Genomic DNA, 23,953 nt, shown 5'->3' on the forward strand with positions numbered 1-23,953 from the left:
AGTGTGCGGGACAATGGAGTACGTGACTCGGATCGTGATCATCGGTGGCGGACCCGGCGGATACGAAGCGGCGCTGGTCGCCGCGCAGCTCGGCGCGGAGGTGACCGTCGTCGACTGCGACGGCCTGGGCGGGGCGTCGGTGCTGACCGACTGCGTGCCGTCCAAGACCCTGATCGCCACGGCCGAGGTGATGACCACCTTCGACTCGTCGTACGAGGAACTGGGGATCATCGTCGCCGACGACACCCCGCCCCTGGAGCAGGCCGCCCGGGTGGTCGGCGTGGACCTGGGGAAGGTCAACCGGCGTGTGAAGCGCCTCGCCCTCGCCCAGTCGCACGACATCACCGCCTCGGTGACCCGGGCCGGCGCGCGGGTGCTCCGCGGGCGCGGCCGGCTGGAGGGCATGCAGGCGCTCGACGGGTCGCGCAAGGTCGTGGTCCGCGCCGCCGACGGGAGCGAGGAGACGCTCACCGCGGACGCCGTGCTCATCGCGACCGGCGGCCACCCGCGCGAACTCCCGGATGCCCGGCCGGACGGCGAGCGGATCCTGAACTGGACCCAGGTGTACGACCTGAACGAGCTCCCCGAGGAGCTCATCGTGGTCGGATCGGGTGTCACGGGCGCCGAGTTCGCCGGTGCCTACCAGGCCCTGGGATCCAAGGTGACGCTCGTGTCCTCGCGCGACCGGGTGCTGCCGGGCGAGGACCCGGACGCGGCCGCCGTGCTGGAGGACGTCTTCCGCCGCCGCGGCATGAACGTCATGGCGCGCTCCCGAGCCCAGTCCGCGAAGCGGGTCGGGGACCGGGTCGAGGTGACCCTCGACGACGGGCGGGTCATCACCGGGTCGCACTGTCTGATGGCCGTGGGCGCCATCCCGAACTCCGCGGGCATGGGCCTGGACGAGGCAGGGGTCAGGCTCCGGGAGTCGGGCCACATCTGGACCGACAAGGTCTCGCGGACCACGGCCCCCGGCGTGTACGCCGCCGGTGACGTGACGGGCGTCTTCGCGCTCGCCTCGGTGGCGGCGATGCAGGGCCGCATCGCCATGTACCACTTCCTGGGCGACGCGGTGGCACCGCTGAACCTCAAGACCGTCTCGTCGAACGTCTTCACCGACCCCGAGATCGCCACCGTCGGCTACTCCCAGGCCGATGTCGACGGCGGCAAGATCGACGCACGGGTGGTGAAGCTGCCGCTGCTGCGCAACCCGCGCGCGAAGATGCAGGGCATCCGCGACGGTTTCGTCAAGATCTTCTGCCGGCCGGGCACCGGCATCGTGGTCGGCGGTGTGGTCGTGGCGCCGCGCGCGTCGGAACTCATCCACCCCATCTCGATCGCGGTCGACAACAATCTGACCGTCGAGCAGATCGCCAACGCCTTCACGGTGTACCCCTCGCTGTCGGGCTCGATCGCCGAGGTGGCACGGCAGTTGCACACGCGGAAGGCAGGCGCGGAGGCCTGACGGCCCCAGGTCCTATACCACTTGGTAAGGGGCTGTGCGAACAACTTCTGCTATTCAGCGCAAACTGCTGAAACCAGACGGTCGCTGGCGTTACTGTCAGTTTCGTGTTCGCTGCAGAACGTCGCCAATTGATCCTCGAAATGGTGCGAGCCAACGGGGCCGTGTCGCTCCGTGAGCTCGCCCGCGTCGTCCAGACCTCCGAAGTGACCGTACGGCGGGACGTGCGCGCGCTGGAGGCAGAAGGACTCCTCGACCGCCGGCACGGCGGTGCGGTACTTCCGGGCGGTTTCACGCGAGAGTCCGGTTTTCCGCAGAAGTCTCATCTCGCGACCGCCGAGAAGACCGCCATCGCCGACCTCGCCGCGAACTTCGTGGAAGAGGGCGAGGCCATCGTGGTCGGCGCGGGTACCACCACGCAGGAGCTGGCCCGCCGGCTCGCCCGGGTGCCCGGGTTGACGGTCGTCACCAACTCCCTGCTGGTGGCCCAGGCATTGGCCCACGCCAACCGGGTGGAGGTCGTGATGACCGGCGGTACGCTCCGCGGTTCGAACTACGCCCTCGTCGGCAGTGGTGCCGAACAGTCCCTCCAGGGCCTGCGGGTGTCCAGGGCCTTCCTCTCCGGCAGCGGCCTGACCGCCGAGCGGGGGCTGTCCACGTCCAACATGCTGTCGGCGTCCGTCGACCGGGCGCTGGTGCAGGCCGCGGCGGAGGTGGTGGTCCTCGCGGACCACACGAAGCTCGGGACGGACACCATGTTCCAGACGGTGCCGACGGATCTGATCACGCGGCTGGTGACGGACGAGCCGCCCGCGCACGACGACCGTGCGGGGACGGAGTTGCAGGCGCTGGCGGACCAGGGCGTGCAGATCGCTGTCGCGGGGGCGCCGGGAGGTTCCGCGGGCGCGGGGGGTGAAGGGCCGCCGTCGGCCCGCCAGCGCCGGGATGTGCCGCTTCCCGGGCCTCGGCGGCAGGGGCCCGGACTGCGTACGGCTGTGGCGCTGGGGGCGGCGGAGCCGACGGCCGAGCGGGCACGGGTCGCCGACCTGCGGAGACGCTGAGCACCGCCGGTGGGGTGGGCCGGGCGAGTTTGCGCAGCTCGGCGCCAACGGGGTGCCGTCACGCCCACCCTCCCCCACTCTCGGCTCCTCCCCCACTCTCGACTTCGCTCGAGCGGGGGGACCCCCATCGCCCGTAGGGGCACCTCCCAGGCCCTCAAGGCACTGGGGGAGGCACGACTCCCGCGGAAGCGGCGGCGGTGGCGCCCTGCAGCCGCGTATGGCGCGTGCCGCGTGTGGCGGTGGGCGGCGCGCAGGCGCGTACGGCGAGGAGGGGACGGGGCGGGGGTGTGCGCCCGCAGCGGCTGGTGCGAGTCAGCGCCCCGCACCTCCACCAGGCAACCCGGTCGCGCCAGTCCGAGGACGTACACCCCCGACCCGGCCCCGACCCACCCACCACCCGTAGGCGCTACGCCCACCCCCACCGGAGGTGCAGCGGCGCCGCAGGCACCCCCCATACACACCCGCGCCCGGCCGGGCCCCGTGAGGGACCCCGGCCGGGCGCCAGGAACGTCGCAGGACTCCGGTCAGTCCTTGATCTCGCAGATCGCCGCGCCGGACGTGACCGACGCCCCCACCTCCGCGCTCAGGCCCTTGACCGTGCCCGACCGGTGCGCGTTGATGGGCTGCTCCATCTTCATGGCCTCCAGGACGACGACCAGGTCGCCCTCCTTGACCTCCTGCCCCTCCTCCACGGCGATCTTCACGATCGTGCCCTGCATCGGAGAGGCCAGGGTGTCGCCCGAAGCGACCGGACCGGACTTCTTCGCCGCCCGCCGCTTCGGCTTGGCGCCCGCCGCCAGACCCGTACGGGCCAGGGACATGCCCAGCGACGCCGGAAGCGAGACCTCCAGCCGCTTGCCGCCGACCTCGACGACCACCGTCTCGCGGCCCGCGTCCTCCTCGGCCTCCACGTCCACCGCGGCGGCGAAGGGCTTGATCTCGTTGACGAACTCCGTCTCGATCCACCGGGTGTGCACCGTGAACGGATCGGCCGAACCGGTGAGCTCGGGAGCGAACGCCGGATCCTTCACCACCGCACGGTGGAACGGGATCGCCGTGGCCATGCCCTCGACCTGGAACTCCTCCAGCGCACGGGCGGCCCGCTCGAGCGCCTCCTTACGGGTGCGGCCGGTGACGATCAGCTTCGCCAGCAGCGAGTCCCACGCCGGACCGATCACCGAGCCGGACTCGACACCCGCGTCCAGCCGCACACCGGGACCCGACGGCGGGGCGAACGTCGTGACCGTGCCGGGAGCGGGCAGGAAGTTGCGCCCCGGGTCCTCACCGTTGATGCGGAACTCGAACGAGTGACCCCGCAGCACCGGGTCGTCGTACCCCAGCTCCTCACCGTCCGCGATGCGGAACATCTCCCGCACCAGGTCGATACCGGCGACCTCCTCGGTCACCGGGTGCTCCACCTGAAGACGCGTGTTGACCTCGAGGAACGAGATCGTCCCGTCGAGACCGACCAGGAACTCCACGGTGCCGGCACCGACGTAACCGGCCTCCTTGAGGATGGCCTTGGACGCCGAGTACAGCTCGGCGACCTGCGCGTCGGACAGGAACGGCGCCGGAGCCTCCTCGACCAGCTTCTGGTGCCGGCGCTGGAGCGAGCAGTCACGGGTGGACACGACGACCACGTTCCCGTGACGGTCCGCCAGACACTGCGTCTCGACGTGCCGCGGCTTGTCCAGGTAGCGCTCGACGAAGCACTCGCCCCGCCCGAACGCCGCCACGGCCTCACGCACGGCCGAGTCGTACAGCTCCGGCACTTCCTCCAGCGTCCGGGCGACCTTCAGACCACGCCCGCCGCCACCGAACGCCGCCTTGATGGCGATCGGCAGCCCGTGCTCCTCGGCGAAGGCGACGACCTCGTCCGCGCCGCTCACCGGATCGGGTGTACCCGCGACCAGCGGCGCACCCGCGCGCTGGGCGATGTGCCGGGCGGCGACCTTGTCGCCGAGGTCGCGGATGGCCTGCGGCGGCGGGCCGATCCAGATCAGGCCCGCGTCCAGCACCGCCTGGGCGAACTCGGCGTTCTCCGAGAGGAAGCCGTAGCCCGGGTGGACGGCGTCGGCACCCGACTCACGCGCGGCCTTCAGCACCTTGTCGATGTCGAGGTAACTGGTGGCCGGAGTGTCACCGCCCAGGGCGAACGCCTCATCCGCGGCGCGGACATGCAGAGCGTCCCGGTCCGGGTCGGCGTAGACGGCAACGCTCGCGATTCCGGCATCCCGGCAGGCCCGGGCAACGCGGACAGCGATTTCGCCACGGTTGGCGATGAGCACCTTGCGCACGATTGAGGCTCCCTCCTTGAAACAAGCCGAGTTTAGGGACTGCCGACACGGCACTTCGACCCGTCCCCTGAGGTGAGCTTGCCCACACGGAGCGTGATACGAGGCTCGCTCGACCCGCGAAATCCCTTGTCGCACCGCGATACGCAGGACTCCTCCCGGAAACCCTAGCCGTCCTGTGTGGTCAAGGTCTCTGTAAGGGCGTGCTGCGGCCCACTCTGTTTCTTTGTGGAGTCCCTACGAATGGCCCAATGATTCTTTGCCCTTCACGGAACCCTTGTACCGACGTTTACCCGTTAGTAGCCTTCGCGTCGGCCCCGAACATACCTGGGGTAACCGCAGTCGTGCTCGAAAGTGGGTGGGGGCCGGTGGTGCGCAGACCGGTGGCGTGGGTCGTGGCGCTCGTGCTGTTCGCCGAGGCGCTCGGCATCGCGGCGGTGAACTGGTTCCTGGGCGTCGTCGTCGACCGGCAGGACATGTCGCTCGCCGGTCTCGACCCGCACATGATGTCGGTGTCCTCGAAGATCGGCGGGGTCGTCTTCGGGCTCTACTTCGCGCTGTGCGGCCTGGTGGCCCTGCTGGTCGCGCTGCGTGACCGGGCTCCGGCCGGCCTCGGCCGGGTGCTGCTGATCAGCGCCGCGGTGGTGCACGGGCTGCTGGGCGCGTTCGCGTGGGGGCTGATCGGCTGGACCGCGTTCCTGACCATGGTGGTCGCACTCGGACTCATCGTGTTGCTCCTGATGACGTACGACGGCCGTTCAGGCGAGTCCGCCGGCACCGCTCCCGAGGGCGGCACCGGCGGCACGGACGGTCAGGACCGCACGGACGGTCACACGGACGGACCTGGCCGCACGGACGGCCCGAGCGGCACCGGAAGCGGCCGCTCCCCGGTCACCCCTCCGGCGGCGCCCACAGTTCCGTGATGCCGACGCCCAGATCCGCCAGCAGACGGCGTACCAGGGGCAGGCTGATGCCGATCACATTGCCGTGGTCGCCGTCGATGCCGTCGATGAACGGCGCCGACCGGCCGTCCAGGGTGAACGCCCCGGCGACGTGGAGCGGCTCGCCGGAGGCGACGTAGGCGGCGATCTCCTCGTCGGTGGGGTCACCGAAGCGGACGACGGTGGAGGCGGTGGCGGAGGCGTACCTTCCGCTGAGGGTGTCGTAGACGCAGTGGCCGGTCTGGAGGGTGCCCGCGCGGCCCCGCATGGCCTTCCAGCGCGCGGTGGCCTCCTCGGTGTCCGCGGGCTTGCCGAGGGCGTGGCCGTCCAGCTCCAGGACCGAGTCGCAGCCGATCACCAGCGCACCCTTGACCTCCGGCTTCGCGGCGACGACGGAGGCCTTGGCCTCGGCCAGGGCGAGCGCCAGTTCGGCGGGGGTGGGGGCGGTGACGGCGTCCTCGTCGACCCCGCTGACGATCACCTCGGGGGCCAGTCCGGCCTGGCGGAGCAGTCCGAGCCGGGCGGGGGACTGGGAGGCGAGCACGAGGCGGCGGCGCGGCTGATCTGTCATGCGGTCAGCGTATCGACGTCGCCCGGATGCCTCACCTCACGCCGATCACGAGCATCGCGAGCACCATGGCCAGCGCCATGAGAACGCCCAGCCGCCGCAGCATGTCCTGCGTGTCCCGCAGTTCCTTCGGCGGCTCGTTCTCGGGGTCGGACCACAGCATGCCACCAGCGTGGCGCTGAGCTGGGGGAAAGCGCCTGAGTACGCGTACTCAACTTGGCCGGCGCGCGGGAGCCCCGCGAGGGCCGCGGGGTCCCGTGAAGGCCCGGGAGGGTTCGCGAAGGCCTGGGCTCGCGAGGGCTCGCGAGGGCCGCGGCGGTCCCGCGAAGGCCCGGTAGGGCTCGCGCGGAGTGGCGGGCGACGGGCCGCACCCGGGGGTACGGCCCGTCGTCGTCACGCGCCCGGCCAGTACGTCCGCGACCACGACGCCGGCCCCGGCTGGGGCAGGCGGTGGGCGGCGATGCGGGACGGGTCGGACCAGGAGTCGCGGGGTGCGGGCGCGCCGGACGGCACGGCGGACGCCGCCGCGGCGCGGGCCCGGACCACCGCCAGTGCGGCGGCCAGCTCCTCCGGGGTCGGGTTGCCCCGTACGACCTTGATCACAGCGGCTCCTTACAGGGGGATGTTGCCGTGCTTCTTCGGGGGCAGGCTCTCGCGCTTGGTGCGCAGCTGGCGCAGACCGCGGACGATGTGGCGGCGAGTGTCGGACGGCATGATCACCGCGTCGACGTATCCGCGCTCGGCCGCGACGTAGGGGTTGAGGAGGGCATCCTCGTACTCCCGCATCAGCCGGGCACGGGCCTCGTCGGGATCCCCCGACTCGGCGATGGTGCGGCGGTGCAGGATGTTGACGGCGCCCTGCGCGCCCATCACCGCGATCTGGGCCGTCGGCCAGGCCAGGTTGAGGTCGGCGCCCAGGTGCTTGGAGCCCATGACGTCGTACGCGCCGCCGAACGCCTTGCGGGTGATCACGGTGATCAGCGGGACGGTGGCCTCGGCGTACGCGAAGATCAGCTTGGCGCCGCGGCGGATGATGCCGTCGTGCTCCTGGTCCACGCCCGGCAGGAAGCCGGGGACGTCGACGAACGTGATGACCGGGATGTTGAAGGCGTCGCAGGTCCGCACGAAGCGGGCCGCCTTCTCGGACGCGGTGATGTCCAGGCAGCCGGCGAACTGCATCGGCTGGTTGGCGACGATGCCGACGGGGTGGCCCTCGACCCGGCCGTACCCCGTGAGGATGTTCGGCGCGTACAGCGGCTGCGTCTCGAAGAACTCGCCGTCGTCGAGGACGTGCTCGATGACGGTGTGCATGTCGTAGGGCTGGTTCGCCGAGTCCGGGACGATCGTGTCGAGTTCGCGGTCCTCGTCGGTGATCGTCAGGTCCGCCTCCTCCGGGAAGGCCGGGGGGTCGGAGAGGTTGTTGGACGGGAGGTAGGAGAGGAGCTGCTTGACGTACTCGATCGCGTCCTTCTCGTCGCCGGCCATGTGGTGGGCCACGCCGGAGGTCGCGTTGTGGGTGCGGGCGCCGCCCAGTTCCTCGAAGCCGACGTCCTCGCCGGTGACCGTCTTGATGACGTCGGGGCCGGTGATGAACATGTGGCTGGTCTGGTCGACCATGATCGTGAAGTCGGTGATCGCGGGGGAGTACACCGCGCCGCCCGCGCACGGGCCGACGACCAGGCTGATCTGCGGGATCACGCCGGAGGCGTGGGTGTTGCGGCGGAAGATCTCGCCGTACGCGCCGAGGGAGGCGACGCCCTCCTGGATGCGGGCGCCGCCGGAGTCGTTGATGCCGATGACCGGGCAGCCGGTCTTCAGCGCGAAGTCCATGACCTTGACGATCTTCTGGCCGTAGACCTCGCCGAGGGCTCCGCCGAAGACGGTGAAGTCCTGGGAGAACACGGCGACCGGGCGGCCGTCGACGGTGCCGTAGCCCGTGACGACGCCGTCGCCGTAGGGGCGGTTGGCGTCGAGGCCGAAGTTGGTGGAGCGGTGCCGGGCGAACTCGTCCAGTTCGACGAAGGAACCCTCGTCGAGCAGGAGGTCGATCCGCTCACGGGCCGTCAGCTTGCCCTTGGCATGCTGCTTTTCGACGGCGCGTGCGGAGCCGGCGTGCGTCGCCTCTTCGATACGACGCTGAAGATCCGCGAGCTTGCCCGCGGTGGTGTGGATGTCAGGCTGCTGCTCTTCCGGCTCGGACATCGGGATGCGGCTCCCTGCCTGCTCAAAAGGGGGGACGGTTACTCATCCGTAGCGTAGTGGGGGGCCTTCGCTTCGGCAGTGCGGCGTTTACCACACCTAGGGTGGCTTGCATGACGCCGCGAGATGCTTCAGAGCCGTACCGGAACCGTTGGTCCGACCTGGACCGGCCGCCGCTCAACGTGGGCGCGTTGAGGCGCGGGCTGGTGCGGGAGGGGGCGCTGTGGTCGCGGGTGGACGTGGTGCAGCGGACGGGGTCGACGAATTCCGATCTGGTGGCGCGGGCGGCGGCCGGGGAGGCGGGGGAGGGAGCCGTGCTCGTCGCCGAGGAGCAGACCGCCGGGCGGGGGCGGCTGGACCGGCAGTGGAGTGCGCCGGCCCGGTCCGGGCTGTTCTTCTCCGTGCTGCTCACGCCGCGGGAGGTGCCGGTGGACCGGTGGGGGTGGCTGCCGCTGCTGACGGGGGTCGCGGTGGCCACGGGGCTGTCGCGGGCGGCGGGGGTCGATACGGCGCTGAAGTGGCCGAACGACGTGCTGGTGACGGTGGGGGGAGCCGAGCGCAAGGCCGGGGGGATCCTGGCGGAGGGCGCCGGGGAGGGTGGCGTGGTGGTCGGGGTCGGGATCAACGTCAGCCTGCGGGCGGATGAGCTGCCGGTGCCGACGGCGGGGTCGTTGGCGTTGGCGGGGGCGGTGAGCACGGACCGGGATCCGCTGTTGCGGGGGATGCTGCGGTCGCTGGAGGAGTGGTACGGGCGGTGGCGGGCCGCGGGTGGGGACGCGGGTGCGTGCGGCTTGCAGGAGACGTACGCGGCGGGGTGCGCGACGCTCGGGCGGATGGTGCGGGCGGAGCTGCCGGGGGACCGGGCACTGGTGGGGGAGGCCGTCGCGGTGGACGGTGACGGGCGGCTGGTGCTGGCCACGGAGTCGGGGGTGCGGGAGCCGGTGGGCGCGGGTGACATCGTCCACCTGCGGCCGGCCACGTGACGGGATGCCTGCGGCGCAGCTTTCGGTCCGGTGGGGGTGGGCGTGGCGCCTACGGGTTGTGGGTGGGTCGGGGCCGGGTCGGGAGTGTACGTCCTCGGACTGGCGCGACCGGGTTGCCCGGTGGAGGTGCGGGGCGCTGACTCGCACCAGCCGCTGCGGGCGCACACCCCCGCCCCGTCCCCTCCGCGCCGTACGCGCCTGCGCGCCGCCCACCGCCACACGCGGCACGCGCCACACGCGGCACGCGCCATACGCGGCTGCAGGCCGCCACCGCCACCGCTTCCGCGGGCAGTCGCGCCGCCCCGTACCCCTCTGCGTGCCGCCGCTCTCCGCGGGCAGTCGCGCCGCCCCGTACCCCTCTGCGTGCCGCCTCTCCGCGGGCAGTCGTGCCGCTGGGGCGGCACGGGTGGGCGCGACGGCACCCCGTTGGCGCCGGGCTGCGCAAACTCGCCCGGACCACATCGACGCGGAGCACCCTGCAGGCGCCGGGCTGCGCGGACACCCCCCGGCCGGCACCCGCACGGGGCACCCTGCAAGCACCGGGCTGCGGTCCCACCCCTCGGCTCAACCTAACGGAGTGAGCTGGCGCACACCTGCCGTAGAGTTGAGCCCGGTCGAAACATGGCCATGGCAGATCGGAAGGGCAGCAACGCGTGACCGTCGACGACTCGGGTTCCGGAACGGACGCGCAGGGCGCCGGCGAGGATCCGCTTGCTCTGCGCCTCGAGCAGCTCATTCTGGGCGCCGAGCGCCGCTACACGCCGTTCCAGGCCGCCCGCAGCGCCGGCGTCACCATGGAGCTGGCCACCCGCTTCTGGCGGGCCATGGGTTTCGCCGACGTGGGACAGGCCAAGGCCCTCACCGAGGCGGACGTACTCGCGCTGCGCCGGCTCGCCGGTCTGGTGGAGGCGGGGCTGCTCAGCGAGGCCATGGCGGTGCAGGTGGCACGGTCCACCGGGCAGACCACCGCACGGCTGGCCGAATGGCAGATCGATTCGTTCCTGGAGGGGCTGACCGAGCCGCCCGAACCGGGAATGACCCGTACCGAGGTCACCTATCCGATCGTCGAACTGCTCCTCCCCGAGCTGGAGGAGTTCCTGGTGTACGTCTGGCGGCGGCAGCTCGCCGCCTCGGCGGGGCGGGTCGTGCAGGGGGCCGACGACGAGGAGATGGTCGACCGGCGGCTGGCCGTCGCCTTCGCGGACCTCGTGGGGTTCACCCGGCTGACCCGGCGGATGGAGGAGGAGGAGCTCGGCGAGCTCGTCGAGGCCTTCGAGACCACGGCCGCCGATCTGGTCGCGGCGCGGGGCGGGCGGCTCATCAAGACGCTGGGTGACGAGGTGCTGTACGCCGCCGACGACGCGGGTACCGCCGCCGAGATCGCGATGCGGCTGATCGAGACCATGGCGAACGACGAGACCATGCCTGAGCTGCGGGTCGGCATGGCGTTCGGCACGGTGACCACCCGGATGGGTGATGTGTTCGGTACGACCGTGAACCTGGCCTCCCGGCTCACCTCCATAGCTCCCCGTGACGCCGTGCTCGTCGACACCGCGTTCGCCGAGGAACTGATCCGTACCGGTGACGCGCCCGCCTCCGAGGCCGCGGCGGCCGAGGCGGTGGCCGCGGCGGAGAAGGAGGGCGAGGAGCCGCCGACGTACCGGTTCGCGCTCCAGCCGATGTGGCAGCGGCCGGTGCGCGGGCTCGGTGTGGTGGAGCCCTGGCTGCTCACCCGCCGGAACGGGGCTCCGTCCTCTTTCTAGTCGGGTGATCCGCCGCCCACGCACAGGCCGATGACCGGTACGCACAGGCCCGGGTCGGGCTCGGGTGTGGGTTCTGGTGTGGGGGCGGGTTTCTCCGGTCGGTGCGGGGGCGGCTCCCGGTGCTCCGGTGGTGGGGGGCCGGGGGCGCGGGGTGTGCCGGGTGGGCCGCTCGTCGAGGGCGCGGGCGGGGTGGGGCTTGTCGTACGCGTCGTTTCCGGGACGGCCGTGGGGGTTCGGGGCGCGGACGACGGCTCGGGCGGGGCGAGGGGTGTCTCGTTCTTGCCGCCCAGGGCCTTGGGGGAGGACGGGCTGGCCTCGGGGGCCGTCGTGTTCGGAGGGGGTGTGCCGGAGCGTGTGGTGCCCGCGGGCGGGGTGGGGTGCGGGCCTGCCTCCACGCCGATGTCCCCTCCGCCGTCGGGCGCCGAGGTCAGGCGGACCAGGCTCACGGCGCCCGCGGCCAGGGCCAGGCCGCCCGCGGCCAGCAGCACCTTGCGGGGGCGGGGCTTGCGGTGACGGCCCCTGATACGGGGGAGGAAACCCGTGCGGGCGGGCGGCTCGGCGGTGTGCGGCGCGGACTGCGCCGGCGGTCTCTTCGGTGTCATCGCTTCCTCCCCTGCCACGCGCCCCCGACGCGCCGCGGTGTGCGCACGCTACGCGCTGCCGTGGGGAGCGGGGCCCGGAGTCGCCGGATGTCACTCGAACGGGTGGGCGGGAGGTGACGGGGGAACCCGGGCGTGCGCCCTTTTCCGGGCGGGCGCCGGCTGCGATGATCGGGGCGAGTGATGTTAACCCGCGTTAACCGGAGGGTGTCATGAGTGAGGAACGGTTCGGGGAGTTCGTGCTGGTGCGCCGGCACGAGCGGGGACATGTCGCGGAGCTCGTCCTCGACCGGCCCAAGGCCATGAACGCCGTGTCGACCGGGATGGCCCGGTCCATCGCCGGGGCCTGTGCGGCGCTGGGGGAGGACCGCGCGGTGCGGGCCGTCGTGCTGACCTCGTCGCACGAGCGGGCGTTCTGCGTGGGTGCCGATCTGAAGGAGCGCAATTCCTTCAGCGACGCCGACCTGGTGCGCCAGCGTCCCGTGGCGCGCGGGGCGTACACCGGGGTGCTCGAACTGCCGGTGCCGACGGTGGCGGCCGTTCACGGGTTCGCCCTGGGGGGCGGGTTCGAGCTGGCCCTGTCGTGCGATGTGATCGTCGCCGACCGCACGGCGGTCATGGGGCTGCCCGAGGTGTCCGTCGGGGTGATCCCGGGCGGGGGCGGTACGCAGTTGCTGCCCCGGCGGGTGGGGGCGGCCCGGGCCGCCGAGCTGATCTTCACGGCGCGTCGGGTGGAGGCCGGGGAGGCCCGGGAGCTGGGTCTGGTCGACGAGCTGGTGGAGGAGGGGCGGGACCGGGAGGAGGCCCTCGCCATGGCGTCCCGGATCGCCGCGAACTCCCCGGTGGGGCTGCGCGCGGCCAAGCGGGCGTTGCGGCTGGGGCACGGGCTTGATCTGTCCGCCGGGCTCGAGGTCGAGGATGCCGCCTGGCGCTCGGTGGCGTTCTCGGGGGACCGGGCGGAGGGGGTCGCCGCGTTCAACGAGAAGCGCAGGCCTCAGTGGCCCGGGGAGTAGCCGGGTGCCGCCTCGTTCACATCCTTGATGTCCCGGTTGGTCACGAATCTCCCTAGTCTGGGGGAATGGGTGAGGAGAGCCGGCTGGCGGCCGTCGTGGCGCTGGCTCAGGGCATGGCCGCCGCGCACAGTTCGCGGGAGTCCTGGTGGGCCGCGGCCGGCGGGGCCTGCCGGGCGCTGGGCGGGAGCTTCGCCGCGCTGTCGGTGTGGGAGCGGGAGCTCGGGCGGCTGCGGGTGCTGGTGAACGTCGGGGAGCTGGCCGAGGGCGAGGAGGAGTTCCCCGACGACGAGTCCTATCCGGTGCACCAGTTCGCCGAGATCACCGAATTCCTGCACGAGCGGTGGGCGGGGGGCGGTGAGCCCGACGCGTGGGTGGAGACCGCCGAGGGCACCTCGACGGGGCGGTCCGGGTACTGCCACCAGCGGGTCGCGGCGCTCAGGCGGCGGGGGCGCGGCTGCTGTGTGGTCGCGCCGATCGTGCTGCACGGGCGGGCGTGGGGCGAGCTGTACGTGGCCCGGCCGGCGGGTGTGCCCGTCTTCGGGCGGGGTGACGCGGACTTCGCGACGGTCCTGGCCGCCGTGGTGGCCGCCGGGCTCGCGCAGACCGAGCGGCTGGAGGAGGCGCGGCGGCTGGCCTTCACGGACGCGCTGACCGGGCTGGCCAACCGGCGTGCCGTGGATGCCCGGCTCGACGAGGCGATCGAGCGGCACCGGCGGGACGGGGTCGTCGTCAGTCTGGTGGTGTGCGATCTGAACGGGCTGAAGCGGGTCAACGACACGCTGGGGCACGCCGTGGGGGACCGGCTGCTGGAGCGCTTCGGGACTGTGCTGTCGCTGTGCGGGGCCATGCTGCCCGGCGCCCTGGCGGCGCGGCTGGGCGGGGACGAGTTCTGTCTGCTGGCGGTGGGGCCGTCGGCCGACGAGGTCGTCAAGGCGGCCGACGAGGTGTGCCGGCGGGCCGTGGAGCTGGGCATCGGGGACGGGGTCGCCTGCGGGGTGGCGTCCACCGAGGACCCCATCGGGCCGGTGCACTCCGCCAGGCGGCTGTTCCGGCTGGCCGACGCGGCGCAGTACCGCGCCAAGGCCGAGCGGGCCGGTCATCCCGTGGTGGCCGGGCGGGCCGGACCGGAGGATCCGGTCGTACGGCTCGCGGACGAGCCGTCGCGGGCGGCGGACGGGGAGCGGCGCCGGTTCCGTGGGCGGCACTCCCCGTAGGGGGCGCCTGTGACGCACGGGTAAGGGGTGAGGGCCCTGTCCGGGGGTGACATCAACGAATTCACTGCGTACGCTCCTGAATATGACTATGCACACTGTGGTGGTGGGGACGTCCGGCGTGACCGCGTCCGACGTGCTCGCCGTGGCGCGCGCCGGTGCCCGCGTCGAACTGTCCGCGGAGGCGGTGGCCGCCCTCACCGCGTCCCGCGAGATCGTGGACGCCCTGGCCGCCAAGCCGGACCCCGTCTACGGGGTGAGCACCGGCTTCGGCGCCCTGGCGACCCGGCACATCAGCCCGGAGCTGCGCGCTCAGCTGCAGCGCAACATCGTCCGCTCGCACGCCGCCGGCATGGGCCCCCGCGTGGAGCGGGAAGTGGTCCGGGCCCTGATGTTCCTCCGGCTGAAGACCGTCTGCTCCGGGCGCACCGGGGTCCGGCCCGAGGTCGCGCGGACGATGGCCGACGTACTGAACGCCGGGATCACCCCGGTGGTCCACGAGTACGGCTCCCTCGGCTGCTCCGGCGACCTCGCCCCGCTGTCCCACTGCGCCCTCACCCTGATGGGCGAGGGGGAGGCGGAGGGTCCCGACGGGACCGTGGGTCCTGCCGGTGACCTCCTCGCCGAGCACGGCATCCGGCCCGTCGAACTGCGCGAGAAGGAAGGGCTCGCCCTCCTCAACGGCACCGACGGCATGCTCGGCATGCTGGTCATGGCCCTCGCCGACCTGGACCTCCTCTACAAGTCCGCCGACGTCACGGCCGCCCTCAGCCTGGAGGCGCTCCTCGGCACCGCCAAGGTGCTCGCCCCCGAGCTGCACGCCATCCGCCCGCACCCGGGCCAGGCCGCCAGCGCCGCCAACATGCTCGCGGTACTGAAGGATTCGGGGCTGACGGGGCATCACCAGGACGACGCCCCCCGGGTGCAGGACGCCTACTCGGTGCGCTGCGCCCCGCAGGTCGCCGGCGCCGGACGGGACACCCTGGACCACGCCCGGCTGGTCGCCGAACGCGAACTCGCCGCCGCCGTCGACAATCCCGTGGTGCTCCCGGACGGACGGGTGGAGTCCAACGGCAACTTCCACGGTGCGCCGGTCGCCTACGTACTGGACTTCCTCGCCATCGCCGTGGCCGACCTCGCCTCCATCGCCGAGCGCCGCACCGACCGGCTGCTCGACAAGAACCGCAGCCACGGACTGCCGCCGTTCCTCGCCGACGACGCCGGCGTCGACTCCGGGCTGATGATCGCTCAGTACACGCAGGCCGCCCTGGTCAGCGAGTTGAAGCGGCTCGCCGTACCCGCGTCGGCGGACTCGATCCCGTCCTCCGCGATGCAGGAGGACCACGTCTCCATGGGCTGGTCGGCGGCGCGCAAACTGCGGACCGCCGTCGACAACCTCACCCGGGTCGTCGCCGTGGAGCTGTACGCCGCGACGCGGGCCGTCGAACTGCGCGAGGGCCTGACCCCGGCGCCGGCGACGCGGGCCGTCATCGAGGCCGCACGGGAAGCGGGCGTGGGCGGCCCCGGACCGGACCGCTACCTGGCGCCCGACCTCGAGGCGGCGGACGCGTTCGTGCGGGACGGGCGGCTGGTCGCAGCCGTGGAGAGGGTCACCGGGCCGCTGCGCTGACCCGGCCGGGCCCCGCGGGCAGGCCGCCGCGGGGCCTCGGCGTGCGCCGGTCTCGTCAGAAGTCCAGCCGCTCCCGGCGTACCGAATAGACGACGAAGCCGGCGCCGAGGGCGAGGGAGGCCGTGCCGCCGATGATGTACGGGGTGCTGTCGAAGCTGCCGGTGTCCGCGAGGCGGACCTCCTGGCCGGTGCTCTCCAGCGACGCCGACGTGGTGCCGGACACGGCTCTCGCCTGCTCGGTGACCTGGGCGGACGGGCTCGCCGAAGGCGCGTCCCCCGCCGGGGTGTCCGACGACGCGTTCGCGGACGGGACGAACCACAGGGCGCACAGCAGGGTGCCCGCGGCGGTGGCGGTCAGCAACGGACGGAGCGCGGATGACACGGAATATCGATCCCCTTGTGGCGCTGGCGAATTGGCCGTGTGGGGCGATGGTAGTGAATGGCGCGGGTCACGGGAAAGTCACGGGAGCCCGTAGCCGTAGGCTCCATGGATGAGCACTCCAGAGACATCACGGTTTGTACGGCTTCGCGTCGAGCTCGTCCTCGAGGTCGACGACGAGGACGCGTTGACCAAGGCCGCGCTGCGCAGGATCACGGACGAGGGCGATATGCCCGCCGAGGAGCGGGTACACGCCGAGAGCGTTGTGACGGAGGACACCGCGGAGGCGCTCGCGTATCTCGTGGACCCGGTCGGCCTGGTCGGCGGGGTACCGGGAGTCGATCTCCTGCAGGCCTCCTGGAGCAGTGAACAGATCGACTACGACCCGGACTCGCCGGAGTGGGACCTCGACGAGGAGGACGGCGAGGAGTCCTACGACGCGGCCGACGAGGACGAAGCGGGCCGGGCGGGCTGAGGCGTCTTGGGGAAATCGTGACCCCGGGCGGCAACCGCCGCCCGGTTCACGACGTCTCAAGTGGCGCACGGGCCGCCGTTTTCACCGTCCGCCCCGGCGGACGTGGTGAGCCCCACACCCCCGGGCCGTGGGGAACCGGATCACCCGGTCGTAGCGTTGAAGATTGTGGACGAGGTCTCTCGGCTGCGTGCCGGGGACTCGTGGGGTTGGGATTCGGCAACGATGGAGAAGCGTGTGATGACGGACGGTAAGCGGCGCAGGGGTCTGGCGGCCGCGTCCGCTCTGCTCGGCGGAGTGCTGGTGCTCTCGGCGTGTTCCGGCGGTGACGACAGCGGCTCGGGCGGCGACGGCAAGGACACCTCCCAGGCCCAGGTGGACGAGGCGGCGGCCAAGAAGTCGTCCGAGGCGCAGATCAAGATCACGCCCAAGGACGGCTCCACCAACGCCTCCATCAACAACTCCGCCGCCGTGACCGTGAGCAAGGGCACGCTCACCGAGGTGAAGATGACCACCGCCGACGGCACCGCCGTCGCGGGTGAGATATCGGCCGACAAGAAGAGCTGGAAGCCCAGCACCCAGTTGGAGCGCGCCACCACCTACAAGGTGACGGCCACCGCCGAGGACTCCGAGGGCCTCGCCGCCCACGAGAACGCGTCGTTCACCACGGTCTCCCAGGCCAACAGCTTCATCGGCAACTTCACCCCGGACGACGGCACCACGGTCGGCGTCGGCATGCCGGTGTCGATCAACTTCGACAAGGCGATCACCAACAAGGCCGCCGTCCAGAAGGGCGTCACCGTCTCCACCACCAGTGGCCAGGAGGTCGCCTGCCACTGGTTCAACGCCAACCGCATGGACTGCCGGCCCGACGAGTACTGGCAGGAGGGCGCCACCGTCACCCTGAAGCTGGCGCTCGACGGTGTCGAGGGCGCCGAGGGTGTCTACGGCGTCCAGCAGAAGACGGTCACCTTCAAGATCGGCCGCAACCAGGTCTCCTACGTCGACGCCAAGACCAAGCAGATGAAGGTCACGCAGGACGGCAAGACCGTCCGCACGATCCCGATCTCCGCCGGGGCGCCCGAGAACAAGACGTACGAGGGCCAGATGGTGATCTCCGAGAAGTTCAAGGAGACCCGGATGAACGGCGCGACCGTCGGCTTCACCGACGACGACGGCAAGGGCGAGTACGACATCAAGGACGTGCCGCACGCCATGCGCCTGAGCACCTCCGGCACCTTCATCCACGGCAACTACTGGGGCGCCAAGTCCATCTTCGGCAGCGTCAACACCAGCCACGGCTGCGTCGGCCTGGCCGACGCCAAGGGCGCCGGCGACCCGAACACGCCCGGTTCCTGGTTCTACGACAACTCGATCGTCGGTGACGTGGTCGTCGTCCAGAACACCGGCGACAAGACCATCGCCCCGGACAACGGCCTCAACGGCTGGAACATGAGCTGGGAGCAGTGGAAGGCGGGTTCGGCCGTCTGACGCCACCCTCCGGACACGGAGCGACCACACCCCACGTGACCGATGCCCTCGTCCCCTCCTCCGGGAGGGGCGAGGGCATCGGCCGTCCCCCGCGGCACCCGCGCCCCGAACGGGCGGCGGACGCCTGAGCGGTGTCAACCCGGCGGTTTCGTAACGGAGTTACGGCGGTGGCGTTACAGTCACCCGGCGACTTCGGTACCCCGCCCGTACTGGTTGAGGCGCTTGATCACCCCCCGGCATACTGCGTGACCCGGGGGGTGCGCGCATGCGTACGAGACCACCCCCGGCCGGGTGACCCTTTCCTCGCCCGGCGACTTCGCTAGGGGGAACCTTGCGCAGACAAGTCAAGAGAGCGTGCGCGGCCACGATCGCCACGGCGACCGCCGTGGCGCTCGCGGCGGGCATGGCCGGCCCGGCGTCGGCGAACGGGGAGCGCGCGGCCGCCGGCTCCTCGGCGGGGGTGTCCTCGCCGAAGGCCAAGCACCGGATCACTCTGATCACGGGTGACCGGGTCGCGGTCGACGCCAAGGGCCGCGTGGTCGGGCTGGAGCCGGCCGAGGGCCGGGAGCACATACCCGTCCAGATCCGCAGAACCGGCGGGCACACCCTCGTGCTGCCGGTGGACGCCGCCCGGATGATCGCGAGCGGCAAACTGGACCAGCGGCTCTTCGACGTCACCGAGTTGAACAAGTCCGTGACCCGCGGCTCCCAGAAGCGGGGCCTGAAGGTCATCGTCGGCTACCGGGGCGGCGCGAAGGCCGCCAAGGCCGACGTCCGTGACGCGGGCACGGTCCGCCGGACGCTGAAGTCCCTGAACGCGGACGCGGTGCAGACCCCGCACGAGGACGCGTCCGAGCTGTGGGACGCCGTCACCAACGGCGAGAAGACCGCCTCCGGTGTCGCCCACGTGTGGCTGGACGGGGTCCGCAAGGCCTCTCTCGACACGTCCGTGGCGCAGATCGGCACCCCCAAGGCCTGGGCGGCCGGCTACGACGGCAAGGGCGTCAGGATCGCCGTCCTGGACACCGGCGTCGACGCCACGCACCCGGACCTCAAGGGCCAGGTGACCGCGTCCAAGAACTTCACCTCCGCGGCCACCGCCGGCGACAAGGTCGGCCACGGCACCCACGTCGCGTCCATCGCTGCCGGTACGGGAGCCAAGTCCAAGGGCAAGTACAAGGGTGTCGCGCCCGGGGCCAAGGTCCTCAACGGCAAGGTCCTCGACGACTCCGGCTTCGGGGACGACTCCGGCATCCTCGCCGGGATGGAGTGGGCGGCCGCGCAGGGCGCCGACGTCATCAACATGAGCCTGGGCGGCATGGACACGCCCGAGGTCGACCCGCTGGAGGCGGCGGTCAACAAGCTCTCCGCCGAGAAGGGCGTCCTGTTCGCCATCGCGGCCGGCAACGAGGGCCCGCAGTCGATCGGTTCGCCCGGCAGCGCGGACGCCGCCCTCACCGTCGGCGCCGTCGACGGCAAGGACGCGCTCGCCGACTTCTCCTCCACCGGTCCCCGCACCGGTGACGGCGCCATCAAGCCGGACGTCACCGCGCCCGGCGTCGACATCACGGCCGCCTCGGCGAAGGGCAACGACATCGCCAAGGAGGTCGGCGAGAAGCCGGCCGGGTACATGACCATCTCCGGTACGTCGATGGCGACCCCGCACGTCGCGGGCGCGGCCGCGCTGCTGAAGCAGCAGCACCCGGAATGGACCCACGCGGAGCTGAAGGGCGCGCTCACCGGCTCCACCAAGGGCGGCAAGTACACCCCGTTCCAGCAGGGTTCGGGCCGCGTCCAGGTCGACAAGGCCGTCAAGCAGACCGTCATCGCCGAACCGGTGTCGCTGAGCTTCGGCGTCCAGCAGTGGCCGCACACCGACGACAAGCCGGTCACCGAGGCGCTCACCTACCGCAACCTCGGTACCGAGGACGTCACCCTGAAGCTGACGTCGACCGCCACGAACCCCAAGGGCAAGGCGGCCCCGGCCGGCTTCTTCGAGCTGGGCGCCACCACGGTCACGGTCCCGGCGGGCGGCAAGGCCTCCGTGGACGTCACCGTCGACACCCGGCTCGGCGGCACGGTCGACGGCGCCTACTCGGCGTACGTGGTCGCGACGGGCGGCGGGCAGACCGTGCGCACGGGCGCCGCGGTGCAGCGCGAGGTCGAGTCGTACGACGTGACGCTGAAGTTCCTCGACCGCGCGGGCAAGCCGGCCGGCAACTACGTCGCCGGTCTGACCGGCATGTCCGGCCTGGGTGCCGGCCAGTGGTACCAGCCCTACGACGCCGACGGCACCGTCACCGTCCGCGTACCCAAGGGCGGCTACGTCCTGGACACCGGCGTCCTCGTCGGCTCCGACCCGGAGAAGTACGAGGGCGCCGACTGGCTCGCCCAGCCGAAGCTGGACGTCAACAAGAGCACGACGATCACGCTGGACGCCCGCAAGGCCAAGCCGGTGAACATCACCGTGCCGGACAAGGGCGCCAAGCCCGAGTTCGCCTCGGCCGACTACACCGTCGAGACCAAGGACAGCATCCACGCCTTCGGCTGGTGGCTGGAGTCGTACGACAACTTCCGCTCCGCCCACCTCGGGCCGCAGATCACCGACGGCTCGCTGTTCCAGCAGTGGGACGCCCACTTCAGCAAGGGCACCAAGGAGCAGTACAACACCGTCACCGGCGCCAAGGTGAAGAAGCTCGCCACCGGCTACACCCGGCACCACAAGGCGGGCGACCTCGCCACGGTGAAGGTGGGCATGGGCGCGGCGGCGAGCGGCAAGAAGGGCGTCGTCAGTGCCTTCGGCATGCTGCCCCAGAGCGGCGGCGCCTCCTCGTTCGGCTACGCGCAGAGCCTGCCCGGCACCCGCACGCTGCACCTGTCCGCCACGGGCGGGGTGAAGTGGGACCTCGACTTCGAGCAGCAGAGCGGTGTCGACGCCGAGGGCTGGCCGGTCTCCGACGCCGGGTACCTCATCGGCTACGGAAAGGCCTACAAGGCCGGCAGGACGTACAAGGAGACCGTGAACACGGCCGTCTTCGGGCCGCGCCTCACCTCCGAGTACGGCCTCTTCCGGGACGGCAACACCATCTCCGGGATGGTTCCGCTGTTCGCCGACGGCAAGGGCCACGCCGGCTCGTCGCTGTTCACCTCGGTCACCACCAGCCTCCACCGCAACGGCAAGAAGGTCGGCTCGAACGACGACCCGCTGTTCGGTGACGGGGAGTTCAAGGTTCCGTCCGCCGACGCCTCCTACAAGCTGACCACCTCGGTCAAGCGGAGCGCCAAGGTCGCCGCCGCGTCGACGCGGATCGACGCGAGCTGGACCTTCCGCTCCAAGAAGACCGCCGACCTCAAGCAGCTGCCGGCCTCCACGGTCCGCTTCCTCGCGGCCACGGGTCTGGACAGCAAGGTGACGGCCGGCAAGAAGGTCGGCGTCCCGGTCTCCGTGGAGGGCGCCGCCAAGGGCAAGAACCTCAAGTCCCTGTCGGTGTACGTGTCCTACGACTACGGCAAGACCTGGAAGAAGACCACGGTCAAGAAGGGGAAGATCACCGTCAAGAACCCGGCGAAGGGGAAGGCCATCTCCTTCCACGCCAAGATCGCCGACAAGAAGGGCAACAAGTCGACGATCTCGATCTACAACGCCTACTACGGCAAGTAGACCGTGAGCGGACGGCCCGCCGGAAGCAGTGCTTCCGGCGGGCCGTCCCGTCGTCCGGGAACCTTCCCTCTCACGGAGTCGCGGCGTCCGCCTCCGACCGCCTCGCGTCCGCGCCCCAGCTGGCCAGCAGCCGCAGCGCCTCCGCCGACGGGGAACCCGGCTCCGCGAAGTAGGTGACCAAAGACTGCTCGGTCTCGCCGGCCGGGCGGAACGACTCCCACAGCAGCGTCAGCTCACCGACCAGCGGATGCCTCACCCGCTTGACGCCGTGGCTCTTCTCCTTCACGTCGTGCGCGGCCCACAGCCTCCTGAACTGCTCGCTTTTGACGGAGAGCTCACCGACCAGCGCGGACAGCTGAGGGTCGTCCGGATGGCAGCCCGCGTCCATGCGCAGATAGGCGACCATGTCGGACGCCTTCTGGTCCCACTCCACGAACAGCTCCCGGTAGTCCGGGTTCAGGAACACCAGCCTGGCCCAGTTCCGCTCCTGCGCCGGCATCCGGCCCCAGTCGCCGAAGAGCGCCGCGGCCATCCGGTTCCAGGCGAGGATCTCCGAGCGCCGGCCCACCACGTACGCCGGGACCGTGTCCATCGAGTCCAGCAGCTGCCGCAGCGCCGCGCGCGTCTGCTGGGTACGGGGCGCCTGCTTCCTCCTGTGCCGCTTCGGCTTCGCCAGATGCGTCAGGTGGGCGCGCTCGGCGTCGGTGAGGCGCAGGGCGCGCGCGATCGAGTCCAGCACCTCCGCCGACACGTTCCGCCCGTTGCCCTGCTCCAGCCGCGTGTAGTACGCCACGGACACCCCGGCGAGCTGCGCCAGCTCCTCGCGGCGCAGGCCCGGGACCCGGCGGTGGCGGCCGAAGTCCGGCAGGCCGACGTCCTCCGGCTTCAGCCGGGCCCGCCGGGTCCGCAGGAACTCGCTGAGTCCCGCGCGCGGGTCGAGGCCGCCGCTCGCGGGGCCGGCCGGGTCGGTGTACTGCTCGTCCATGTGTCCAGTATTCCCGGTCGTACGCACACCATCCTGTCCCCGCCAGTAGTACGCACAGCCAACGTAGGAAAAGCCGTGGGCTGGGTACGCCACGGCCGTTGCCGCAGGCTGGAGGCCGTGCCCGGCCGGACCGAAGGCAGCCGGGCGCACGACCTCACGAGGAGAACCCCGGCATGACCACTGTTGCTGCGTACGCCGCGCCCGCCGCCAAGGCTCCGCTGGAGCGGACCACCGTCGAGCGGCGCGAGGTGGGCGAGCACGACGTCCTGATCGACATCAAGTTCGCCGGAATCTGCCATTCCGACATCCACCAGGTCCGTGAGGGCTGGGGCGAGGCGATCTTCCCGATGGTCCCCGGCCACGAGATCGCCGGTGTGGTGTCCGAGGTCGGCCCCGGCGTCACGAAGTACGCGGTCGGTGACCGCGTCGGCGTCGGCTGCATGGTCGACTCCTGCCGCGAGTGCGACAACTGCAGGGCCGGCCGGGAGCAGTACTGCACCGGCGGCATGGTCGGCACCTACAACGCCCTCGACAAGAACGGCGAGCCCACCTACGGCGGCTACGCGCAGACGATCGTCGTCGACGAGAACTACGTCGTCCGCATCCCCGACGGCCTGGCCCTCGACGTCGCCGCGCCCCTGCTGTGCGCCGGCATCACCACCTACTCCCCGCTGAAGCGCTGGGGCGCCGGCCCCGGCAAGAAGGTCGCGATCCTCGGCATGGGCGGCCTCGGCCACATGGGCGTCAAGATCGCGCACGCGCTGGGTGCGGAGGTGACGGTGCTGTCGCAGTCCCTGCGCAAGAAGGACGACGGCCTGAAGCTGGGCGCCGACCACTACCACGCCACCGCCGACCCGAAGACCTTCGAGGCCTTGCGGGGCACCTTCGACCTGATCGTGTCGACCGTGTCGGCCCCGCTGGACCTGGACGCCTACCTGTCCCTGCTGAGGACGGAGGGCACGCTGGCGAACGTCGGTGCTCCCGAGGAGCCCGTCTCCCTCAACCTCTTCTCGGTGATCGGCGGCGGCAGGACCCTCGCCGGTTCCATGATCGGCGGCATCGCCGAGACCCAGGAGATGCTGGACTTCTGCGCCGAACACGGCATCGGCGCGGAGATCGAACTGATCGGCGCCGCCGAGATCAACGAGGCGTACGAGCGCGTCCTGGCCAGCGACGTCCGCTACCGCTTCGTGATCGACACGTCGACGATCTGACCACGGGCGGCGCGTCCCGGCCGCCGACGC

At 71.7% G+C, this 23,953-nt stretch carries 20 protein-coding genes; 12 read left to right on the forward strand and 8 right to left on the reverse strand.

Annotated elements, in window-relative coordinates; all coding sequences use genetic code 11:
* Window positions 1-13: 13 nt before the first annotated feature.
* Entirely contained in the window at window positions 14-1,462 is a 1,449-nt protein-coding gene (locus F1615_RS03175) for an NAD(P)H-quinone dehydrogenase (protein ID WP_149547319.1), read from the forward strand.
* Window positions 1,463-1,566: 104 nt separating this feature from the next.
* The gene (locus tag F1615_RS03180) at window positions 1,567-2,520 is read left to right on the forward strand and encodes a DeoR/GlpR family DNA-binding transcription regulator (RefSeq protein WP_149547320.1); all 954 of its coding nucleotides are present in this window, start codon (window positions 1,567-1,569) and stop codon (window positions 2,518-2,520) included.
* A gap of 524 nt (window positions 2,521-3,044) precedes the next feature.
* Here F1615_RS03180 and F1615_RS03185 read toward each other — a convergent pair.
* Window positions 3,045-4,817, reverse strand: a complete 1,773-nt coding sequence (locus tag F1615_RS03185; RefSeq protein WP_149547321.1) for an acetyl/propionyl/methylcrotonyl-CoA carboxylase subunit alpha — start codon at window positions 4,815-4,817, stop codon at window positions 3,045-3,047.
* A gap of 365 nt (window positions 4,818-5,182) precedes the next feature.
* Between F1615_RS03185 and F1615_RS03190 the strand changes: the two genes are divergently transcribed.
* Window positions 5,183-5,737 carry a hypothetical protein gene (locus tag F1615_RS03190; RefSeq protein WP_149547322.1) on the forward strand — a complete coding sequence of 185 codons (555 nt, stop codon included), beginning with the start codon at window positions 5,183-5,185 and terminating at the stop codon, window positions 5,735-5,737.
* Here F1615_RS03190 and F1615_RS03195 read toward each other — a convergent pair.
* The 4 genes from F1615_RS03195 to F1615_RS03210 all read right to left on the reverse strand — a co-directional run bounded on the left by F1615_RS03195 (window position 5,706) and on the right by F1615_RS03210 (window position 8,525).
* Entirely contained in the window at window positions 5,706-6,326 is a 621-nt protein-coding gene (locus F1615_RS03195; RefSeq protein WP_149547323.1) for a Maf family protein, read from the reverse strand. The genes F1615_RS03190 and F1615_RS03195 overlap by 32 nt on opposite strands.
* A gap of 31 nt (window positions 6,327-6,357) precedes the next feature.
* Entirely contained in the window at window positions 6,358-6,486 is a 129-nt protein-coding gene (gene mmpB, locus F1615_RS36810; RefSeq protein ID WP_106979509.1) for a morphogenic membrane protein MmpB, read from the reverse strand.
* A 230-nt stretch (window positions 6,487-6,716) separates the two neighbouring features.
* The gene (locus tag F1615_RS03205) at window positions 6,717-6,926 is read right to left on the reverse strand and encodes an acyl-CoA carboxylase subunit epsilon (RefSeq protein ID WP_149547324.1); all 210 of its coding nucleotides are present in this window, start codon (window positions 6,924-6,926) and stop codon (window positions 6,717-6,719) included.
* A gap of 9 nt (window positions 6,927-6,935) precedes the next feature.
* On the reverse strand, window positions 6,936-8,525 hold the full coding sequence (locus F1615_RS03210) for an acyl-CoA carboxylase subunit beta (RefSeq protein ID WP_149547325.1): 1,590 nt from the start codon (window positions 8,523-8,525) through the stop codon (window positions 6,936-6,938).
* A gap of 110 nt (window positions 8,526-8,635) precedes the next feature.
* On the opposite strand from F1615_RS03210, the gene F1615_RS03215 reads away from it, so the two are divergent.
* Window positions 8,636-9,505 (forward strand): biotin--[acetyl-CoA-carboxylase] ligase, encoded by an 870-nt coding sequence (locus F1615_RS03215; RefSeq protein ID WP_149547326.1) that lies wholly within the window; start codon window positions 8,636-8,638, stop codon window positions 9,503-9,505.
* 653 nt (window positions 9,506-10,158) lie between these two features.
* Entirely contained in the window at window positions 10,159-11,268 is a 1,110-nt protein-coding gene (locus tag F1615_RS03220) for an adenylate/guanylate cyclase domain-containing protein (protein WP_149547327.1), read from the forward strand.
* Here the strand turns inward: F1615_RS03220 and F1615_RS03225 are convergent.
* On the reverse strand, window positions 11,265-11,870 hold the full coding sequence (locus F1615_RS03225) for a hypothetical protein (RefSeq protein ID WP_167533647.1): 606 nt from the start codon (window positions 11,868-11,870) through the stop codon (window positions 11,265-11,267). The two genes, F1615_RS03220 and F1615_RS03225, sit on opposite strands and share 4 nt — an antisense overlap.
* 209 nt (window positions 11,871-12,079) lie before the next feature.
* Here F1615_RS03225 and F1615_RS03230 point away from each other — a divergent pair, with 209 nt between their 5' ends.
* The 3 genes from F1615_RS03230 (at window position 12,080) to hutH (ending at window position 15,721) form a co-directional block, all read left to right on the forward strand.
* Window positions 12,080-12,880, forward strand: a complete 801-nt coding sequence (locus F1615_RS03230) for an enoyl-CoA hydratase/isomerase family protein (RefSeq protein ID WP_149547328.1) — start codon at window positions 12,080-12,082, stop codon at window positions 12,878-12,880.
* 65 nt (window positions 12,881-12,945) lie between these two features.
* Window positions 12,946-14,094: a GGDEF domain-containing protein gene (locus tag F1615_RS03235; protein WP_149547329.1), complete on the forward strand. Its 1,149-nt coding sequence runs from the start codon at window positions 12,946-12,948 to the stop codon at window positions 14,092-14,094.
* Between the two features lie 88 nt (window positions 14,095-14,182).
* Window positions 14,183-15,721: a histidine ammonia-lyase gene (gene hutH, locus F1615_RS03240; RefSeq protein WP_149547738.1), complete on the forward strand. Its 1,539-nt coding sequence runs from the start codon at window positions 14,183-14,185 to the stop codon at window positions 15,719-15,721.
* Between the two features lie 55 nt (window positions 15,722-15,776).
* On the opposite strand, the gene F1615_RS03245 is transcribed toward hutH, so the two are convergent.
* Window positions 15,777-16,103 carry an LPXTG cell wall anchor domain-containing protein gene (locus F1615_RS03245; protein ID WP_167533648.1) on the reverse strand — a complete coding sequence of 109 codons (327 nt, stop codon included), beginning with the start codon at window positions 16,101-16,103 and terminating at the stop codon, window positions 15,777-15,779.
* Window positions 16,104-16,212: 109 nt separating this feature from the next.
* Between F1615_RS03245 and F1615_RS03250 the strand changes: the two genes are divergently transcribed.
* The 3 genes from F1615_RS03250 (at window position 16,213) to F1615_RS03260 (ending at window position 21,724) form a co-directional block, all read left to right on the forward strand.
* Window positions 16,213-16,575 carry a hypothetical protein gene (locus F1615_RS03250; protein WP_149547330.1) on the forward strand — a complete coding sequence of 121 codons (363 nt, stop codon included), beginning with the start codon at window positions 16,213-16,215 and terminating at the stop codon, window positions 16,573-16,575.
* A 237-nt stretch (window positions 16,576-16,812) separates the two neighbouring features.
* Window positions 16,813-18,063, forward strand: a complete 1,251-nt coding sequence (locus F1615_RS03255; RefSeq protein WP_149547331.1) for a L,D-transpeptidase — start codon at window positions 16,813-16,815, stop codon at window positions 18,061-18,063.
* 403 nt (window positions 18,064-18,466) lie between these two features.
* Window positions 18,467-21,724, forward strand: a complete 3,258-nt coding sequence (locus F1615_RS03260) for a S8 family peptidase (protein ID WP_149547740.1) — start codon at window positions 18,467-18,469, stop codon at window positions 21,722-21,724.
* A 70-nt stretch (window positions 21,725-21,794) separates the two neighbouring features.
* Here the strand turns inward: F1615_RS03260 and F1615_RS03265 are convergent, their stop codons facing one another.
* The gene (locus F1615_RS03265; protein ID WP_149547332.1) at window positions 21,795-22,709 is read right to left on the reverse strand and encodes a helix-turn-helix domain-containing protein; all 915 of its coding nucleotides are present in this window, start codon (window positions 22,707-22,709) and stop codon (window positions 21,795-21,797) included.
* Window positions 22,710-22,882: 173 nt separating this feature from the next.
* Here F1615_RS03265 and F1615_RS03270 point away from each other — a divergent pair, with 173 nt between their 5' ends.
* Window positions 22,883-23,923, forward strand: a complete 1,041-nt coding sequence (locus F1615_RS03270; RefSeq protein WP_149547333.1) for an NAD(P)-dependent alcohol dehydrogenase — start codon at window positions 22,883-22,885, stop codon at window positions 23,921-23,923.
* The last annotated feature ends 30 nt before the right edge of the window (window positions 23,924-23,953 follow it).

The organism is Streptomyces marokkonensis (assembly GCF_008312835.1).
Classification (GTDB): Bacteria; Actinomycetota; Actinomycetes; order Streptomycetales; family Streptomycetaceae; genus Streptomyces; species Streptomyces marokkonensis_A.

What these genes read in the sequence shown, in the direction of transcription:
- F1615_RS03250 (WP_149547330.1), top strand. Translation starts at nt 16,213, where the DNA reads ATGAGCACTCCAGAGACATCACGGTTTGTACGGCTTCGCGTCGAGCTC.
- F1615_RS03265 (WP_149547332.1), bottom strand. Translation starts at nt 22,709, where the DNA reads ATGGACGAGCAGTACACCGACCCGGCCGGCCCCGCGAGCGGCGGCCTC.
- F1615_RS03175 (WP_149547319.1), top strand. Translation starts at nt 14, where the DNA reads ATGGAGTACGTGACTCGGATCGTGATCATCGGTGGCGGACCCGGCGGA.
- F1615_RS03235 (WP_149547329.1), top strand. Translation starts at nt 12,946, where the DNA reads ATGGGTGAGGAGAGCCGGCTGGCGGCCGTCGTGGCGCTGGCTCAGGGC.
- hutH (WP_149547738.1), top strand. Translation starts at nt 14,183, where the DNA reads ATGCACACTGTGGTGGTGGGGACGTCCGGCGTGACCGCGTCCGACGTG.
- F1615_RS03195 (WP_149547323.1), bottom strand. Translation starts at nt 6,326, where the DNA reads ATGACAGATCAGCCGCGCCGCCGCCTCGTGCTCGCCTCCCAGTCCCCC.
- F1615_RS03225 (WP_167533647.1), bottom strand. Translation starts at nt 11,870, where the DNA reads ATGACACCGAAGAGACCGCCGGCGCAGTCCGCGCCGCACACCGCCGAG.
- F1615_RS03255 (WP_149547331.1), top strand. Translation starts at nt 16,813, where the DNA reads ATGACGGACGGTAAGCGGCGCAGGGGTCTGGCGGCCGCGTCCGCTCTG.
- F1615_RS03260 (WP_149547740.1), top strand. Translation starts at nt 18,467, where the DNA reads ATGGCCGGCCCGGCGTCGGCGAACGGGGAGCGCGCGGCCGCCGGCTCC.
- F1615_RS03270 (WP_149547333.1), top strand. Translation starts at nt 22,883, where the DNA reads ATGACCACTGTTGCTGCGTACGCCGCGCCCGCCGCCAAGGCTCCGCTG.
- F1615_RS03210 (WP_149547325.1), bottom strand. Translation starts at nt 8,525, where the DNA reads ATGTCCGAGCCGGAAGAGCAGCAGCCTGACATCCACACCACCGCGGGC.
- F1615_RS03230 (WP_149547328.1), top strand. Translation starts at nt 12,080, where the DNA reads ATGAGTGAGGAACGGTTCGGGGAGTTCGTGCTGGTGCGCCGGCACGAG.
- F1615_RS03215 (WP_149547326.1), top strand. Translation starts at nt 8,636, where the DNA reads ATGACGCCGCGAGATGCTTCAGAGCCGTACCGGAACCGTTGGTCCGAC.
- mmpB (WP_106979509.1), bottom strand. Translation starts at nt 6,486, where the DNA reads ATGCTGTGGTCCGACCCCGAGAACGAGCCGCCGAAGGAACTGCGGGAC.